The following is a 14537-nucleotide window of genomic DNA, read 5'->3' as shown; positions in this document are numbered from 1 at the left end:
CTGCATGAACATCGGCAAAGCGCGCCGGTGGGACATTGCCCTCGTGAGTTCGAAAGAGGGAGAATTGCAATGACCTACATCAGCCTCAGCAGCTTCCGGCCGACCTCCCGTTTTGCCGGCACTCTCGCTGCCCATGTCGCGACCGCCTTCGCCGGGCTTCGGCGCTGGTATCAGGATGCCATGCAGCGCAGGGCTCTGGCCGGACTGTCGATATCTGACCTGAAGGACTTCGGCTATCCCGTCGATGAAGCTCCCGCCGATGTCGCGGCCCGCGGCCGCATCGCCGGGCGCAGTCCTCTGCGGTGATCCTTGCCGACGCGCACTGCCTGAATTGCCCTGCAGGCGCTTCTCATCCCTTGCCGGCAGCCAGCGGCGCGCCGGGCAGGTAAAGCATGATCGGCCGGATTTCGTAGACCGCGCTCGGATTGACGCGCTTGAGGTCGCGCGCCGTGGCAATCGCCTCGTCCTGGTCGGCGCAGTCGAGGACATAGAGGCCCAGCAACTGTTCCTTGGTCTCGGCAAAGGGTCCGTCGATCACCATGCCGTCGCCTGGGCCGCGCAGCGTGACGGCTTTCGCCGTCTCGCCCAGCCTCGCCGCCGGCCCAAGCTTGCCTGCGCGGGTCAGCCTGTCGTTGACCTCGAGCAGGTCGACCATCAGCGCGGCATCCTCCTCGGGCGTCCAGGACTGGACGGTTTGTTCGACGTGGTAGGCCAGGATAGCGTAGAACATGGGTGCGATTTTCCTCAAGCCGGAGCGGGCCGCACTATCCCAAGGATGGCATGGCTGATCCAGTCCCCACGGCAAGCGGCCCGCCGCCTCCTGACTCAAGCTGCCAGCGGCAGGCGCAGCTCCGTCAGCAGGCCGCCGCCAGGGTTGTTGGAGAGGCTGATTTCGCCGCCGGCGGCGCGCGCGATGTTGCGGGCAATGGTCAGGCCAAGGCCAAGGCCGCCGGTCTGGCGGTTGCGCGACTGCTCGATGCGGACGAACGAGCCGAACACCGCGTCGAGCTGGGCCTGGGGGATGCCCGGACCTTCGTCGCGGATGGCCAGCGTGACCGTGTGTTCTGATCGCTCCAGGCTGAGATGCGCCTTCTTGCCATAGGTCACGGCGTTCTGGACAAGGTTGGTGACGCAGCGTTTCAGCGCCACCGGCCGAGCAACGCAGATCAGGCCGCGCGGCCGGGTGCCGTCATGGTCGAACGAAACCTCCTCGAAACCGTCGGCGATCGATTCCACCAGCGACCAGAAATCGATGCGTTCAGCCTTTTCCTCGGTCACCTCGAACTTGGCGAAGTCGATGACGGAGCTGGCGATGCTCTCGATGTCGGCGAGGTCATGGGCGAGCGCTTCGCGGGCCGGCGATTTGCGCAGCAATTCGAGGCGCAGCCGCATCCTGGTCAGCGGCGTGCGCAGATCGTGGGCAAGTGCCGCCGCAAGGTGCTCGCGGTCCTCGACATAGGCGCGCAGCCTGACCTGCATGGCATTGACCGCCTTGGCGGCGGCGCGGATCTCGCGGCTGCCGGTCTCGGCGATCGGCGGGAACTTCAGGTCGTTGCCGATCCGGTTCACGGCGGTTTCCATCATCCGGTAGGGCGCGGTCAGCCGGCGCAACGACCAGATCGACATCACCACCACCAGCCCGGCGATCAGCGAATAGAGCGGCAGGCTGTCGAAGCTCAGGATCGGCCCCACCGGGGTAATCGGCTCGGTGAAGTTCAGCCATTGGCCATCGGCAAAGCGCAGCGAGGCCGTCAGCTTGTCGCTCTGGGCGAAATCCGCCGCCAGCACCAGGAGGTCGCGCTCGACCTGGCCGACATCCTTGTTGGGAATGACGCCGCCGGGAGCATCGGCCTCCTGCGTTGCCGGATCGCGCCGCACGCGCGCGTCGGTGATGCCGAATTTCGACAGGCGGCCAACGAGAATGTCCTCCAGTTCGGCAAGCTCGTCGTCGCCGGCAATCGAGGAGGAGACGGCGGGCGTATCGGAAACGGTCAGCGCATAGGTGGCGTTGAACAGGCCTGACGCCGTCGCCTTGCGCTCCTCCGGCGTCGCATCATGCATCAGCTGCACCAGCGAGAAGGCGCGGTCGTTCAGCCGGTAGAGGTCGACCACGTCGTTGGCGGCGGCGCGGTCGCGCGAGACGATGTAGAGCGTCGCGACCTGGCTGATCAGCAGGCCGGCAATGACGATGAGCAGCACCCAGACGGGCAGGGTCTGCGGCAGGAAGCGTCTCATTCGGTGGTCGTCTCGGGCAGGAACTGGTAGCCGCCGCTGCGCACGGTGAGGATCAGCTTCGGCGTCTTGGGGTCGTCCTCCATCTTGCGCCGCAGCCGGCTGACCAGGATGTCGACGCTGCGGTCGAAACTGTAGCCGGTGTCGCCGCCGGACAGCTCGATCAGCTGGTCGCGGGTCAGCACGCGCTGGGCGCTTTTGACGAAGGTCTGCAGGAGGTTGAATTCGGCCATGGTCAGCTCGACCCTGACGTCGCCGGGCGCCGTCAGCCGGCGGCGCGAGCAGTCCATCGTCCAGCCGGCGAAATGGTAGATCTGCTTGGCGGCCGGCCGGCGCGGCTCGGCGACGCCGTTGCGTCTCAGCACGGCGCGGATGCGGGCCAGCAGCTCGCGCGGGTCGAAGGGTTTCGGCACATAGTCGTCGGCGCCCATCTCCAGCCCGACGACCCGGTCGGTGGTCTCGGTGACGGCCGTCAGCATGATGATCGGCGTGGTGTAGTTGGCGCGGAGCTCGCGGCAGAGCTCCAGCCCGCTCTTTCCCGGCAGCATCACGTCAAGCACGATGAGGTCGACCTGCGCGCGCCGCAGGATCGCCTCCATCTCGGTGCCGTCGGCGGCAACCGTGGTGCGCAGCCCGCGCTTCTGGAAAAACTCCTGAAGCAGGTCGCGTATGCCCTTGTCGTCGTCGACGATCAGTATGTGTGCGTCGGATTTCACGGGAACCCTGTCATTCTGGTGGCCTGTGGTCGTTCTGATATCACCCACACGATAGAATTCCGGCCATATCTTGGCCAGTGGCGACGATGCTTCGCGAGGCTGGATTCACCAGAAACAATCCAGAAACAAAATTCTACAGTCGGGAAAAACTCCTGAAAAATTTCAAGGGCATAACTGGTGTCGTGGCGGTCAGGTCATCGGCTGCGACGCTAGTCTCCGGAGTAACGGACAAGACCAATGCAGAGGTTCACGATCAGCTTGATGGGTGCGTTGCTCAGCATTTCGCTCGTCACGGCAGCGGTCGCGGCCTCCAACGCAAAGGTGACGCCGATCACCCGGGCCGAGCGCTGCAGCGATCTCAACCGCCAGGTTGACGAAGCCCTCGAAACCCATGCCGCGGCAACGCAGGTCACCGCGGCGAAGGCACTTCAGAGAAAGGGAAACCGGTTCTGCGCCAACAAGAAGCAGGCACAGGGAATCCGGATGCTCGCGAACGCTTTGAAGCTGCTTGGAGTGACACCGATCGACCCGGTTCAGTGACGCTCAAACCCCGACCCGCACAAGAAAAGGAAATGAAGCCATGAAAAAGTCCCTCCTCTCCGCCCTCGGCCTCGGCATTGCTCTCGCTTTCTCGATGCCGGCTCTCGGCAATGCGGCCGCGACCACGACCGCTGCTCCGGCTGCTTCGACGACGACCGCTCCGGCGACCGCCGCGCCGGCCAAGGCTGCTCCGAAGAAGGTTGCCGCCAAGAAGGTCTGCAAGGTGACCAAGACGCACAAGTGCCCGGTCAAGAAGGCCAAGAAGGCTCCGGCGAAGAAGTCCTGATCCGCAAGCCTGTTCTTGCAATCGAGGCCGCTTCAGCCGCACCCCGGCTGGGGCGGCCTTGGCTCGACTGGTGCCGACCTCCGAACTGAGGCGCCAACCGGGTCACGCTGAAACCGGTCCCACGGCCAGCGATCCTTAACCCGGTCGCAATGCCGATCCTGTAGGACAATCCGCATGAAGAAGCGGTTTTCGTCCCTTATGCGTTCGATGGCGCTTGGCGGCCTGGTCGTCACAGGTCTGGCCAAGATGCTGATCCTTTTGACCGCCAGTCCCGTGCCTGACCCTGCCAGCGGACGGACCGAGCCTTCGCTGTTCGCGCCCAAGATCTCAACCAACTGGGACTACATCACCCCGCTGCAGACCTGGCTGCTGATCGTGCTGATGGGCACGACCCTGATCGCCTTCGCGGCCTGGGCGCTCATGGCCTTGATGGAACGCAGGGCGGACGGGCCGCCCATCGACCGCATCGCCGGCCGCCACGGCCGTTGAACGGCAGACGATAGATCCCACATAGATTCGTGAACGGCCGCGCCGTCGGCGGAAATGGACGGTCGCGTTCGCGCATGACAAAATGTGAGCCTTCCTTGCCGCCGCCGGGTTCCGATGCCTGAAACCGTCACCAAGCCACGCACCAGGACGAAGCCGCAGACCGAGCGGCCGAAACTCTACAAGGTCATCCTGATCAACGACGACTTCACGCCGCGCGAATTCGTGGTGACGGTGCTGAAGGCCGAGTTCAGGCTGAGCGAGGACCAGGCGCAGCGGGTGATGATCACCGCGCACCGGCGCGGCGTCTGCGTCGTCGCCGTCTTCACCAAGGATATCGCGGAAACCAAGGCGACGCGGGCGACGGACGCCGGCAAGGCCAAGGGTTATCCGCTGCTGTTTACGACGGAACCGGAGGAGTAGGGTCGCGACTGCCTTTTCTCCCCGTCACTATACGGGGAGAAATGTCCGGCAGGACAATGAGGGGCGGCGCTGGCGCTAGAAGAGTTTCCCCTGGATAATCCGTGACGATCGCCAATCACTTCAGTTGGCGCCGCCCCTCATCCGCCCTTTGGGCACCTTCTCCCCGTGAACGGGGCGAAGGAAGGAGGGGCTACCGCCCCTCGCGGTACCACATCGAGCCCATTGCCAGGAGCAGCAGGCCGAGGCCGAGGAAGCCGCCGAACAGCGGCACGCGCGAGACGGCCTTGAGCAGGCTGTCGTCGGTTGTGCGCAGGCCGATCCAGTCGGCGCCGGATGCGACACCGGAAGAACGGACCGGAACGATCGAAGGCAGCGTCACGCCGCCGGTAATGCCGCCGAGCGCGGAGGTGGCGGCCAGCCGGCGCACGCTGCCACCGGTCGCCTCGACCGGCGCCTTCAGCCGGTCCTCGGTCGAGATGACATTGGTGAACTCCGGCGCGTTGATCGGGCCGACATGGGCCAGCGCGGTGAGGTCACCATTGCCGACCTGGTAAAGGCCGATCTCCTTGGTCTCGACGCTGCCGAGGAAGATGCCGGGTTCGGACTTCTCGAGCCTGACGATCAGCGCCTTGCCGGACGGCGTGATGACCTGCGCGGGACCAGGGTCGTCGCTCATCGTCTGGCGGCGGATCTCCAGCACCATGCCGCGTCCGTCGGCAGTCAGCCGCTCCTCCTCGAGCTCCGGCTCCTTCATCAGCCAGTGGGCGATGCGGCGGTAGAGCTGGACATGCGGGCCGCCGCCTTCGAAGCCGCGCGCCCACAGCCAGCCCTGGTCGGACAAGAGCATGCCGACGCGGCCTTCGCCCTTGCGGTCGAGCAGGAGCAGCGGCAAATTGTCGGCGCCCTTCATCACCACTTCGCCTTCGGGGTTCTTGACGCCGATGGTGCGGAACCACCGGCTCCAGTGCGGCGGTTCGGTGTTGGAGCCGTCGAGGCCGCGCGTCACCGGATGGCGCTGGCCGAGGTCGGTGAGGCGCGGGTAGAAGGCCTTGTCGACGACCTCGCCGCTCGGCATCGCCGGTAGCGCCGACATCAGCGGCGTACGGGCGATCGAGCTCTCGCCGGCATATTCGGGACCGGCGGCGATCAGCAGCGCGCCGCCCTTTTCGACATATTCGGAGATGTAGTCGTAGTAGAGGATCGGCAGCACGTCGCGGTGCTGGTAGCGGTCGAAGATGATCAGGTCGAAATCCTTGATCTTCTCGACGAACAATTCGCGCGTCGGGAAGGCGATCAGCGACAGCTCGTTGATCGGCGTGCCGTCCTGCTTTTCCGGCGGCCGCAAAATGGTGAAGTGGACGAGGTCTACCGAGGCGTCCGACTTCAAAAGGTTGCGCCAGGTGCGCTCGCCCGCATGCGGTTCGCCGGAGACGAGCAGCACGCGCAGATTCTCGCGGATGCCGTCGACCAGGGCGATGGCGCGGTTGTTGGCATCGGTCAGCTCGCCGGGCTCGTGATCGATGGCGAGCTCGATGATGTTGCGGCCGGCATTGGGAACGGTGACCTGCAGCGGCATCGTCTGGCCGATCGTGGCGCGCTCGACCGAGACCTGCTCGCCATTGATCGAGACGCGGACATCGACCTGACCGGCCTGATCGCCAGTGGCGATGACACGGTAGGTCATGTCGAGCGGCTTGCCGACGAGGCCGAAGCGCGGCGCGTTCTCGAACCTGATGCGGCGGTCCTTCTCGTGGTCGTTGCCGGTGATCAGCGCGTGCAGCGGCGCGCTGAAATCAGGCGCGCCGGCAGGTGCGTCATGCACCTCGCCGTCGGTGATCATGATTGCGCCGCCGATGCGCGACGGCGGCACGTCGCGGAAGGCGCCTTCCAGCGCGCTGAACAGCCTGGTGTCGGTGCGTTCCTCGGCGGCATCTGACTTGCCGGCCTCGACGACGCGCACGTCGAACTGCTTGAAGCGGGCAAGCCGCTGCTGCAGCCCGGCGAGCGCTTCGTCGGTCTGCCTGGTACGCTCGCCGATGTCCTGGCTCTGGCTGCGATCGACGACGACGGCGACGACGCTCTTCAGCGCGTCGCGCTCCTCGTCGAGGAACACCGGGTTGAGCAGCGCGGCGCCGAGCGCCAGCAAGGCTGTGAAGCGCAGCACCGAGCCGCGCTGGCGGAACCACAGGCCGACCAGCGCCAGCAACGCCAGCGGCGCCAGCACGGCGGCAAGCCAGGGCCAGGACAGAAGCGGTTCGAAGGAGATCGACCAGTTCATGCTTACTGCCCCAGCCGTTCGAGCAGGACAGGCACATGCACCTGATCGGATTTGTAGTTGCCGGTCAGCATGTACATCATGATGTTGACGCCGGCGCGCAGCGCATAGATCCGCTGCATCGGGTCCGCCGGCACCGTCGGCAGCAACGGGTCGCCATTCTCGTCCACCGCCCAGGCGCCGGCGAAATCATTGGCGGTGATCAGGATCGGCGAAACGCCGTCGCCGACGCGCACCGGACGGTTCTCGGCGTTGCTGGCGTCAAGCGAGGCCTCGACCCAGAGCGGGCTGCCGTTGAACCGCCCGGGAAACTCCGGAAGGATGAAGAAAGATTTGGTCAGCACGTGGTCCGAAGGCACCGGCTCCAGCGGCGGCACGTTGAGATTGCCGAGAATGTCGCGCAGCCGTTCCGTTGCCGGACTGGTCGAGTTCGCGCCGATGCCGTTGGCGAACTGGTCGCGGGTATCGAACAGCACCGTGCCGCCCTGCTGCATATAGGCGTCGATGCGGGCGATCGAGGTTTCGCTCGGCATCGGGGCGGTGGGGTCGATCGGCCAGTAGATCAGCGGGTAGAAGGACAATTCATCCTTGGCGATGTCGACGCCGGCCGGATCACCGGGCTCCAGCGCGGTCTTCTCGATCAGGAAGCGGGTCAGGCCTTCCAGTCCGGCGCGGCTGATTGAATCGACGCCGGGCTCGCCGGTCAGCACATAGGCGATGCGGGTCTTCGAGATGTCCTCGATCGCCTGCGTGTCGCCCGGCTTCGCGTCATCGGCGCGGGCGAGGTCGGCATGGCCGACAAGCGCGCCAAGCGCGATCAGCAGGGCAGCCGCGGTGGTCGCTGCGGCGCGCCGGGGTCGGCGCGAGAGCAGGCCGCCCATCCAGAACACCGCCAGCGTGTCGAGCACCATCAGTACCAGCGCCGCCGCGACCAGCGAGCCCTTCAGATTGCGCGATTCGTCGAAGGCGTACTGGATGCTGGTCACTGGCAGCGAAAGGTTGGGCCGGGCCAGCGGCGCGAAGGTGCTCGCGGCGTCGAGCAGATTGTGGGCGAACACACCGGTCTCTGAGCCGTAGAGGCCCGGCGGGTTTTCGATCGTCACCGGCAGCGGACCGGCGCCCGGCACCAGCGGCCTTGCGTCCGGCGTCGGCGGCACCAGCGTGCCGTCGGCGGCGATCATGCGGTAGGGCGCCAGCGAGGTGGCGGCGGCTTCGGCATTGGCGACGGCGGCTCCCTGGTTGCGCGACAATTGCACGATGCGCCTCAGCATCTCGACGAAGCTGCCCGAGATCGGCAGGTTCGACCATGTCGCCTCGGGCGTGACGTGGAACAGCACCAGCGTGCCCTTGCCCTTCTTCAGCCCGGTGACCAGCGGCGTGCCGTCGGCCAGCGTCGCCCAGGTGCGCTCGACGATGTCGGGCGTCGGCTCGGCCAGCACCTGCCGGGTGACGGTGACCTCGGTCGGCGGGGCGAGATCGGCGAAGGGCCCGGTCTTCGGGAATTCGGTGACCGGCTGCGGCGTCGTCCAGGACAGCGCGCCGCCCAGCGCGCGCTCGCCGCTGCGCAGCCTGACCGGCAGAAGGTCGTCGTCATTGCCGGCGGCGGCCAGCCGCGAGCCGGCAAAGCGGACCAGCGTGCCGCCCTTGTCGACCCAGTCGGCGAGCTTTGGCCGCACCTGCTCGGGGATAGTGCCGACATCGGCCATGACAATCATTGCCGGCTTCTGATCGAGCAATTGCGGGATGGCGTCGGCAAGGTCGACGCTCGACGGCTCGACCAAATCGGCGAAGGGCTGCAGCGCGCGGCGGATATAGTAGAGCGGCGACAAGAGCGGCTGCGCCTGGTCGGCCTCGGACTGCGACAACAGCCCGACGCGGCGGCGTTTGGAGCTCTCGTCGAGCACGCGCACGGCGCCGGCCTGATGCTCGCCGTCGAGCGCGATCGAGGCAAAGTCGTTGCGCAGTTCGAACGGCACCGCCATCGTGCCGGTGGCCGTGGTTTCGCCCGGCGAGAAGGTCAGCGTCGCATCGGCGATGCGGCGGCCCTTGTCGTCGAAGGCGCCGGCGATGACCTGGGCGGGCGCCGGATCGCCGGGCGGACGGATCGCGGTCAATGCAAAGCCATCGACCTGGTTGTCGGCAGCGGTCAGGCCGGCCAGCGTGATCCGGTCAGACGTGGCCCAGACCAGCCGCGCCGCATTCTTCGACAAAAGCGTGTCGAAGGCGGCTTCGTCGCCTTGCGCGGCGAGCCCGTCGGCGAGCACGGCGACGCTGGCGCCGGGATGGCTCTCCAGGCTTGCCGCGACGCGGGCATAGACGGCGGGGCGGTCGGTCGGGATGGGCCGCGGCTTGGCGGCGCGCAGCCTGTCGAGCGCCGTCGCGGCATCGAAGGGGCCGATCTCGGCGTTGGGCTTTTCGGCGGTGAAGGCGATGATGACAGGCACGCCGTTCGAGCCGGCGTCGGCGATCAGCCTTTCGGCCGTGGCGACGCGCTTGCCCCAGTCGGCGGCACTTGCCCAGTCATTGTCGATGACCAATGCCAGGGCCGAGCCTTCGGCCGGCAGTTTTTCACGCGGATTGAAGACCGGTTCGGCAAGTGCGACGACGATCAGGGCGGCCATCAGCAACCTCAGCAGCGTCAGCCACCATGGGCTTTGCTGCGGCGTCTCCTCGCGCTTCAGGACGCGGGCCAGGATCTTCAGCGGCGGAAACACTTCCATTTGCGGCTTCGGCGGGGTGAGCCGCAACAGCCACCAGATCACCGGCAGCGCCAGCAGGCCCCACAGCACCATGGGCGCACCGAAGGAAAGCGGCAGCCAGCTCATGCGCCGATCTTTCCGGCAGGACCGGCGGTCAACCCGGTATGACCTGTGGTCAACCCGGTATGACCTACGGTCAACCCTGGATGACTGCCTTCGGCGGTCAAAGCCATGTGGATGCGCACCAGCGCTTCGGAGGCGAGGCGGTCGGTATGGTTGACGGTGAAGCTCCAGCCCAGCCGCTTGCACCAGCCGGCCAACTCCTGGCGGCGGGCGCCGTAGAGCAGGCGGTATTCGTCGCCGAGCATCTCGGCGCGGCCGGCGGTCAGCTTGTCGCCGGTTTCGGGATCGGTGAACTCGGTGCGGCCGGCATAGGGAAAGGTTTCCTCGGCCGGGTCGGCGACCTCGATCAGATGGGCGCGCACGCCGTGGCGGGCGAGCACGTCGAGCCAGGCCATGGTCTCCTCGACCGGGTCGAGGAAGTCGCTGACGAGGACGACGTCGGAAAAGCGGCGGATGCCGGAAAGATCGGGCTTTGCCGGCAGCGCGCCGGCATGGCCGAGCTGGGCCGCGATGCGCTCGGCGCCGTTGCGGGCGGTGAACGGGTCGGTGAGGCCCGGCCAGGCGATGCGCTCGCCGCTGCGCGACAGCAGCTCGGCCATGGCCAGCGCCAGGACGAGCGCGCGCGATTCCTTGGAAACGCCGGCGCCGGCCGATTTGTAGAGCATCGAAGGCGAGGGGTCGGCCCACAGCCACACCGTATGGGCCGCCTCCCATTCGCGGTCGCGCACATAGGTGTGGTCGTCGCGGGCCGAGCGGCGCCAGTCGATGCGCGAGGAATCGCCTTCGACATAGGGCCGGAACTGCCAGAAATTCTCGCCGATGCCGCGCTTGCGGCGGCCATGCCAGCCGGCGATCACGGTGTTGACGATGCGGCGCGCCTCGACCAGCAGGTCCGGCACCAGCGAGGCCCGCAACCGGCCACGGGCGAGCGCGTCACGCGTCGCAACCGGTGCCTGGACCTCGCCTATTCGTGCCATCAGATGCCTTTTGCCAGTTTCGCCACCACGTCGCGCACCGAGGTGCCTTCGGCGCGGGCGGCGAAAGTCAGCGCCATGCGATGCTGCAGCACCGGCTCGGCCAGGGCACGGATGTCGTCAACCGACGGCGCCAGCCTCCCATCATACAGCGCCCGCGCTCGCGCGCACAGTGTCAGCGCCTGGCTGGCGCGCGGCCCGGGACCCCAGGCGACGAGCTTGTCGGTTTCGGCGTGCCCCTGGCCGGGGCGGGCCGAACGCACCAGCTTGAGGATCGCGTCGACCACGCTTTCCGGCACCGGCATGCGGCGGATCAGCGTCTGGATCTCCTTCAGCCGGGCCGGCTGCAGCACATTCTGCGCCTTGGCGTCCTCGACGCCGGTGGTCTCCAGCAGGATGCGGCGTTCGGCTTCGATTTCCGGATAGAGGATGTCGACCTGCATCAGGAAGCGGTCGAGCTGCGCCTCCGGGAGCGGATAGGTGCCTTCCTGCTCCAGCGGGTTCTGCGTCGCCAGCACATGGAAGGGCGAGGGCAGGTCGTGGCGCGCCCCGGCGATGGTGACGTGGTATTCCTGCATCGCCTGCAGCAGCGCCGACTGGGTGCGCGGCGAGGCGCGGTTGATCTCGTCGGCCATCAGCAATTGCGCGAAGATCGGCCCGGAGATGAAGCGGAAGGAGCGCTTGCCGAACTCGTCCTGCTCCATCACCTCGGAGCCCAGGATATCGGACGGCATCAGGTCGGGCGTGAACTGGATGCGGCGGGAATCGAGACCGAGCACGACGCCCAGCGTCTCGACCAGCTTGGTCTTGGCGAGGCCCGGCACGCCGACCAGCAGCGCATGGCCACCGGCAAGCAGCGCCACCAGCGTGCGCTCGACGACGGCATCCTGGCCGAAGATGACACGACCGACGCCGTCACGGACTTTCGAGATGTCCGCCAGCGCCTTTTCGGCCTCGGCGATCATGTCCTTTTCGCTGATCGGGCTTTCCTTGATCATCACGCTCATGCCGTTTCGATCCTTGTGCTGGAAATACCGGCTTGCACTGTCTGTGCCGCAGAATGCCGCGATTCGGCCTCGCCTGGCGCCTGCATTTGAACTTAAATCACAGACTTAGGCTGACAAGCGGAACAACAGTGACTATTTCGTGACCATGACGGAGCTCACAGAACATCGTGAACAGAGCCTCACCAGCGCCACCGAGGCGCGCGGGCTGGAGGCGCTGATCTCGCGCGCGACCCGCGCCGGCAAGGGGCCGGCGCCGGTGGAGCGCTGGAATCCGGACTTCTGCGGCGACCTCGACATGGAGATCAGGGCCGACGGCACCTGGTTCTATCTGGGCACGCCGATCGGGCGCATGCCGCTGGTGCAGCTGTTCTCCACCGTGTTGCGCAAGGACGCGGACGGTAGGACCTATCTGGTGACGCCGGTGGAGAGGGTGGGGATACGCGTCGTCGACGCCCCCTTCGTCGCCGTCGAGATGGATGTGTCCGGCGCCGGCGACGACCAGGTCATCACCTTCCGCACCAATGTCGGCGATGTCGTCGAGGCCGGGCCGGGCCACGCCCTGCGCTTCGTCGACGAGGAGGCGACCGGCGGGCTGAAACCCTATGTGCTGGTGCGCGGCCGGCTGGAGGCGCTGGTGGCGCGGCCGGTGATGTACGAGTTGGTCGAGCATGGCGAGGAGATCGACATCGACGGCAGGACGATGTTTGCCGTGCGCTCCAGGGGCGAGGTCTATCCGATCATGCCCGCCGAGAAGCTGAAACGGCTGAGCGCGTGATGGACCAGGTGACGCCGGCGCCGTTCTCGACCGTGGATTTTCGCCAGCGCGTCGCCGCCCAGGCAGACGCCCATGCCGGCGACGACTATGGCGATCATCGCTTCAATCCCGGCCATCCCAGGCTGAAGCACGTAAAGCCGCTGCGCGACGCCGCCGTGCTGATCCCGGTGGTCGACCATGGCGCCGATGCGACGATGCTTTTGACAAAGCGCGCCGAGAAGCTGCGCAGCCATTCCGGTCAGGTGGCCTTTCCGGGCGGCACGATCGACCCGACCGATCCCAGCCCGGAAGCGGCGGCGTTGCGCGAAACCTTCGAGGAAATCGGCCTCGAGCGCGATCATGTCGAGATCATCGGCCGCATGCCCGACTATGTTTCCGGCAGCGGCTACCGCATCGCGCCGGTGCTGGCGGTGGTTCGGCCAGGCTTCTCCTTGACGCTCAATGCCGACGAGGTCGATGCCGCCTTCGAGGTGCCGCTGCGGTTCCTGATGGACCCGACAAACCACGCCCGGGACAGCCGCATGTGGGACGACCTCGAATGGTTCTTCTATGACATGCCCTATGGCGGCCAGCGCATCTGGGGCGTCACCGCCGGCATCATCCGCACCCTCTACGAAAGGCTCTATGCTTGAGTGCTCCCGTATCGCTCGCCGGCAGGGCGGACTGGCTGAACGAGAAGCACCTGCAGCGTCTGCTGGCAGCGCTTTCGGATGGCGATGAGCGGGCGCGCGTCGCGGGCGGCGCCGTTCGCAACACCCTGCTCGGCCAGCCGGTCGCCGATATCGACGTCGCAACCACGACGCTGCCGCAGGAAACCATCCGCCGCGCCGAGGCGGCCGGCTTCAAGACGGTGCCGACCGGCATAGAGCATGGCACTGTCACGGCGATCGCCGGCGGCAAGACCTATGAGGTCACCACGCTGCGCGCCGATATCGAGACCGATGGGCGGCGGGCAAAGGTGTCGTTCGGGCGCGACTGGAAGCTCGACGCCGAGCGGCGCGATTTCACCATCAACGCGCTCTATGCCGAAGCTGACGGAAACGTCGTCGACCTGGTCGGCGGCATCGCCGACATCGCGGCGCGCCGGCTGCGCTTCATCGGCGATGCGGAAGCGCGCATCCGCGAGGATTACCTGCGCATCCTGCGGTTTTTCCGTTTCTTCGCCTGGTATGGCGACGGACGACCCGACGCCGAAGGGTTGAAGGCCTGCGCGCGGCTGAAGGACGGGCTCGGCCAGCTCTCGGCGGAGCGCATCTGGTCCGAACTGAAGAAGCTCCTGTCGGCGCCGGACCCGTCACGCGCGCTTTTGTGGATGCGTCAGGCCGGCGTGCTTACCAGCGTTCTGCCGGAAAGCGAGAAATGGGGCATCGACGCCATCCATGGGCTGATCCGGACCGAGAAGGACCTGGGCTGGGCAGCCGCTCCGCTGCTGAGGCTGGAAGCCATGGTGCCCCCCGATGCCGCGCGGATGAAGACGCTTGCCGAGAGGCTGAAATTTTCCGCCGCCGAGGCGGGGCGGCTGAGGCACTGGGCGCTGGCGGCGGCGATCGAGCCGAGGACGAGCGAAGGCGAACTGGCCAAGAAACTCTATCTCGGCGATCGTAACGGCATCGCCGACCGGCTGCGGCTTTCACTGGCTTCCGCGCGGGCACGGGCGGCCGAGGACAATCAGGCGCTGATCGATGCCGGCGGCTTCTCGCGCCTGCTTGCCTTCGCGTTGAAATGGGAGAAGCCGGTATTCCCGATCAAGGGCGCCGATCTCGCCGAGCTTGGCGCGGCGCCCGGCCCCAGGCTCGGCGCGATCCTGAAAAGTCTCGAGAAGGAATGGATCGGGTCCGGTTTCACCCTTGACCGCGGCGCGCTCATCGAGCGCGCCGTAAAAGCGCTTGAAGCTTAGAGCAATTCCAGGAAAAGTGTGTAACGGTTTTCCGTCCGGAATTGCGTAAAAACAAATAGTTAGAGCGGTTCGGCGATTCCATGAAACGCTGAACCGCTCTAGAT

Annotated in this window: 15 protein-coding genes; 8 read left to right on the top strand and 7 right to left on the bottom strand. The window is 66.6% G+C overall.

Annotated features, from left to right (window positions below):
- Window positions 1-69: 69 nt before the first annotated feature.
- Window positions 70-306 carry a hypothetical protein gene (locus EN786_RS01495; RefSeq protein WP_127285662.1) on the top strand — a complete coding sequence of 79 codons (237 nt, stop codon included), beginning with the start codon at window positions 70-72 and terminating at the stop codon, window positions 304-306.
- A gap of 43 nt (window positions 307-349) precedes the next feature.
- Here EN786_RS01495 and EN786_RS01490 read toward each other — a convergent pair whose 3' ends face one another.
- The 3 genes from EN786_RS01490 to EN786_RS01480 form a co-directional block, all read right to left on the bottom strand.
- Window positions 350-730: a YciI family protein gene (locus EN786_RS01490; RefSeq protein ID WP_127285663.1), complete on the bottom strand. Its 381-nt coding sequence runs from the start codon at window positions 728-730 to the stop codon at window positions 350-352.
- Between the two features lie 95 nt (window positions 731-825).
- The gene (locus EN786_RS01485; protein ID WP_127310039.1) at window positions 826-2235 is read right to left on the bottom strand and encodes an ATP-binding protein; all 1410 of its coding nucleotides are present in this window, start codon (window positions 2233-2235) and stop codon (window positions 826-828) included.
- Entirely contained in the window at window positions 2232-2948 is a 717-nt protein-coding gene (locus tag EN786_RS01480; protein ID WP_127285665.1) for a response regulator transcription factor, read from the bottom strand. The genes EN786_RS01485 and EN786_RS01480 overlap by 4 nt, the downstream gene beginning before the upstream one ends.
- Window positions 2949-3185: 237 nt before the next feature.
- On the opposite strand from EN786_RS01480, the gene EN786_RS01475 reads away from it, so the two are divergent.
- From EN786_RS01475 to clpS, 4 genes are all read left to right on the top strand, one after another.
- On the top strand, window positions 3186-3488 hold the full coding sequence (locus EN786_RS01475; RefSeq protein WP_127285666.1) for a hypothetical protein: 303 nt from the start codon (window positions 3186-3188) through the stop codon (window positions 3486-3488).
- Window positions 3489-3528: 40 nt separating this feature from the next.
- Window positions 3529-3774 (top strand): hypothetical protein, encoded by a 246-nt coding sequence (locus EN786_RS01470; RefSeq protein ID WP_127285667.1) that lies wholly within the window; start codon window positions 3529-3531, stop codon window positions 3772-3774.
- A gap of 174 nt (window positions 3775-3948) precedes the next feature.
- A complete protein-coding gene (locus EN786_RS01465; RefSeq protein ID WP_127285668.1) occupies window positions 3949-4263 on the top strand; it encodes a hypothetical protein in 315 nt (104 codons plus the stop codon).
- 114 nt (window positions 4264-4377) lie between these two features.
- Window positions 4378-4683 (top strand): ATP-dependent Clp protease adapter ClpS, encoded by a 306-nt coding sequence (clpS, locus tag EN786_RS01460; RefSeq protein ID WP_127285669.1) that lies wholly within the window; start codon window positions 4378-4380, stop codon window positions 4681-4683.
- A gap of 190 nt (window positions 4684-4873) precedes the next feature.
- Here the strand turns inward: clpS and EN786_RS01455 are convergent, their stop codons facing one another.
- From EN786_RS01455 to EN786_RS01440, 4 genes are read right to left on the bottom strand one after another with little or no spacing between them, the layout of a single operon-like run.
- Window positions 4874-6961, bottom strand: a complete 2088-nt coding sequence (locus EN786_RS01455; protein ID WP_127285670.1) for a hypothetical protein — start codon at window positions 6959-6961, stop codon at window positions 4874-4876.
- Window positions 6962-6963: 2 nt separating this feature from the next.
- A complete protein-coding gene (locus EN786_RS01450) occupies window positions 6964-9783 on the bottom strand; it encodes a DUF4159 domain-containing protein (protein WP_135907928.1) in 2820 nt (939 codons plus the stop codon).
- A complete protein-coding gene (locus EN786_RS01445) occupies window positions 9780-10757 on the bottom strand; it encodes a DUF58 domain-containing protein (RefSeq protein ID WP_127282802.1) in 978 nt (325 codons plus the stop codon). Before EN786_RS01445 ends, EN786_RS01450 begins: the two co-directional genes overlap by 4 nt.
- Complete coding sequence (locus EN786_RS01440; RefSeq protein WP_127282803.1) at window positions 10757-11761, bottom strand: MoxR family ATPase; 1005 nt, start codon at window positions 11759-11761, stop codon at window positions 10757-10759. Before EN786_RS01440 ends, EN786_RS01445 begins: the two co-directional genes overlap by 1 nt.
- Before the next feature lie 145 nt (window positions 11762-11906).
- Here EN786_RS01440 and EN786_RS01435 point away from each other — a divergent pair, with 145 nt between their 5' ends.
- From EN786_RS01435 to EN786_RS01425, 3 genes are read left to right on the top strand one after another with little or no spacing between them, the layout of a single operon-like run.
- Window positions 11907-12536 (top strand): DUF1285 domain-containing protein, encoded by a 630-nt coding sequence (locus EN786_RS01435; RefSeq protein ID WP_127282804.1) that lies wholly within the window; start codon window positions 11907-11909, stop codon window positions 12534-12536.
- On the top strand, window positions 12536-13168 hold the full coding sequence (locus tag EN786_RS01430; RefSeq protein ID WP_127282805.1) for a CoA pyrophosphatase: 633 nt from the start codon (window positions 12536-12538) through the stop codon (window positions 13166-13168). The genes EN786_RS01435 and EN786_RS01430 overlap by 1 nt, the downstream gene beginning before the upstream one ends.
- Entirely contained in the window at window positions 13165-14433 is a 1269-nt protein-coding gene (locus EN786_RS01425; protein WP_127282806.1) for a CCA tRNA nucleotidyltransferase, read from the top strand. The genes EN786_RS01430 and EN786_RS01425 overlap by 4 nt, the downstream gene beginning before the upstream one ends.
- Window positions 14434-14537 lie beyond the last annotated feature (104 nt).

The organism is Mesorhizobium sp. M4B.F.Ca.ET.143.01.1.1 (assembly GCF_004792275.1).
Lineage (GTDB): Bacteria > Pseudomonadota > Alphaproteobacteria > Rhizobiales > Rhizobiaceae > Mesorhizobium > Mesorhizobium abyssinicae.
This window is presented reverse-complemented; position numbering and strand designations above follow the sequence as displayed.

Coding starts and splice junctions, on each gene's coding strand:
- EN786_RS01440 (WP_127282803.1), bottom strand. CDS start 11,761: ATGAGCGTGATGATCAAGGAAAGCCCGATCAGCGAAAAGGACATGATC.
- EN786_RS01465 (WP_127285668.1), top strand. CDS start 3,949: ATGAAGAAGCGGTTTTCGTCCCTTATGCGTTCGATGGCGCTTGGCGGC.
- EN786_RS01485 (WP_127310039.1), bottom strand. CDS start 2,235: ATGAGACGCTTCCTGCCGCAGACCCTGCCCGTCTGGGTGCTGCTCATC.
- EN786_RS01430 (WP_127282805.1), top strand. CDS start 12,536: ATGGACCAGGTGACGCCGGCGCCGTTCTCGACCGTGGATTTTCGCCAG.
- EN786_RS01455 (WP_127285670.1), bottom strand. CDS start 6,961: ATGAACTGGTCGATCTCCTTCGAACCGCTTCTGTCCTGGCCCTGGCTT.
- EN786_RS01435 (WP_127282804.1), top strand. CDS start 11,907: ATGACGGAGCTCACAGAACATCGTGAACAGAGCCTCACCAGCGCCACC.
- EN786_RS01475 (WP_127285666.1), top strand. CDS start 3,186: ATGCAGAGGTTCACGATCAGCTTGATGGGTGCGTTGCTCAGCATTTCG.
- EN786_RS01490 (WP_127285663.1), bottom strand. CDS start 730: ATGTTCTACGCTATCCTGGCCTACCACGTCGAACAAACCGTCCAGTCC.
- EN786_RS01450 (WP_135907928.1), bottom strand. CDS start 9,783: ATGAGCTGGCTGCCGCTTTCCTTCGGTGCGCCCATGGTGCTGTGGGGC.
- EN786_RS01495 (WP_127285662.1), top strand. CDS start 70: ATGACCTACATCAGCCTCAGCAGCTTCCGGCCGACCTCCCGTTTTGCC.
- clpS (WP_127285669.1), top strand. CDS start 4,378: ATGCCTGAAACCGTCACCAAGCCACGCACCAGGACGAAGCCGCAGACC.
- EN786_RS01470 (WP_127285667.1), top strand. CDS start 3,529: ATGAAAAAGTCCCTCCTCTCCGCCCTCGGCCTCGGCATTGCTCTCGCT.
- EN786_RS01445 (WP_127282802.1), bottom strand. CDS start 10,757: ATGGCACGAATAGGCGAGGTCCAGGCACCGGTTGCGACGCGTGACGCG.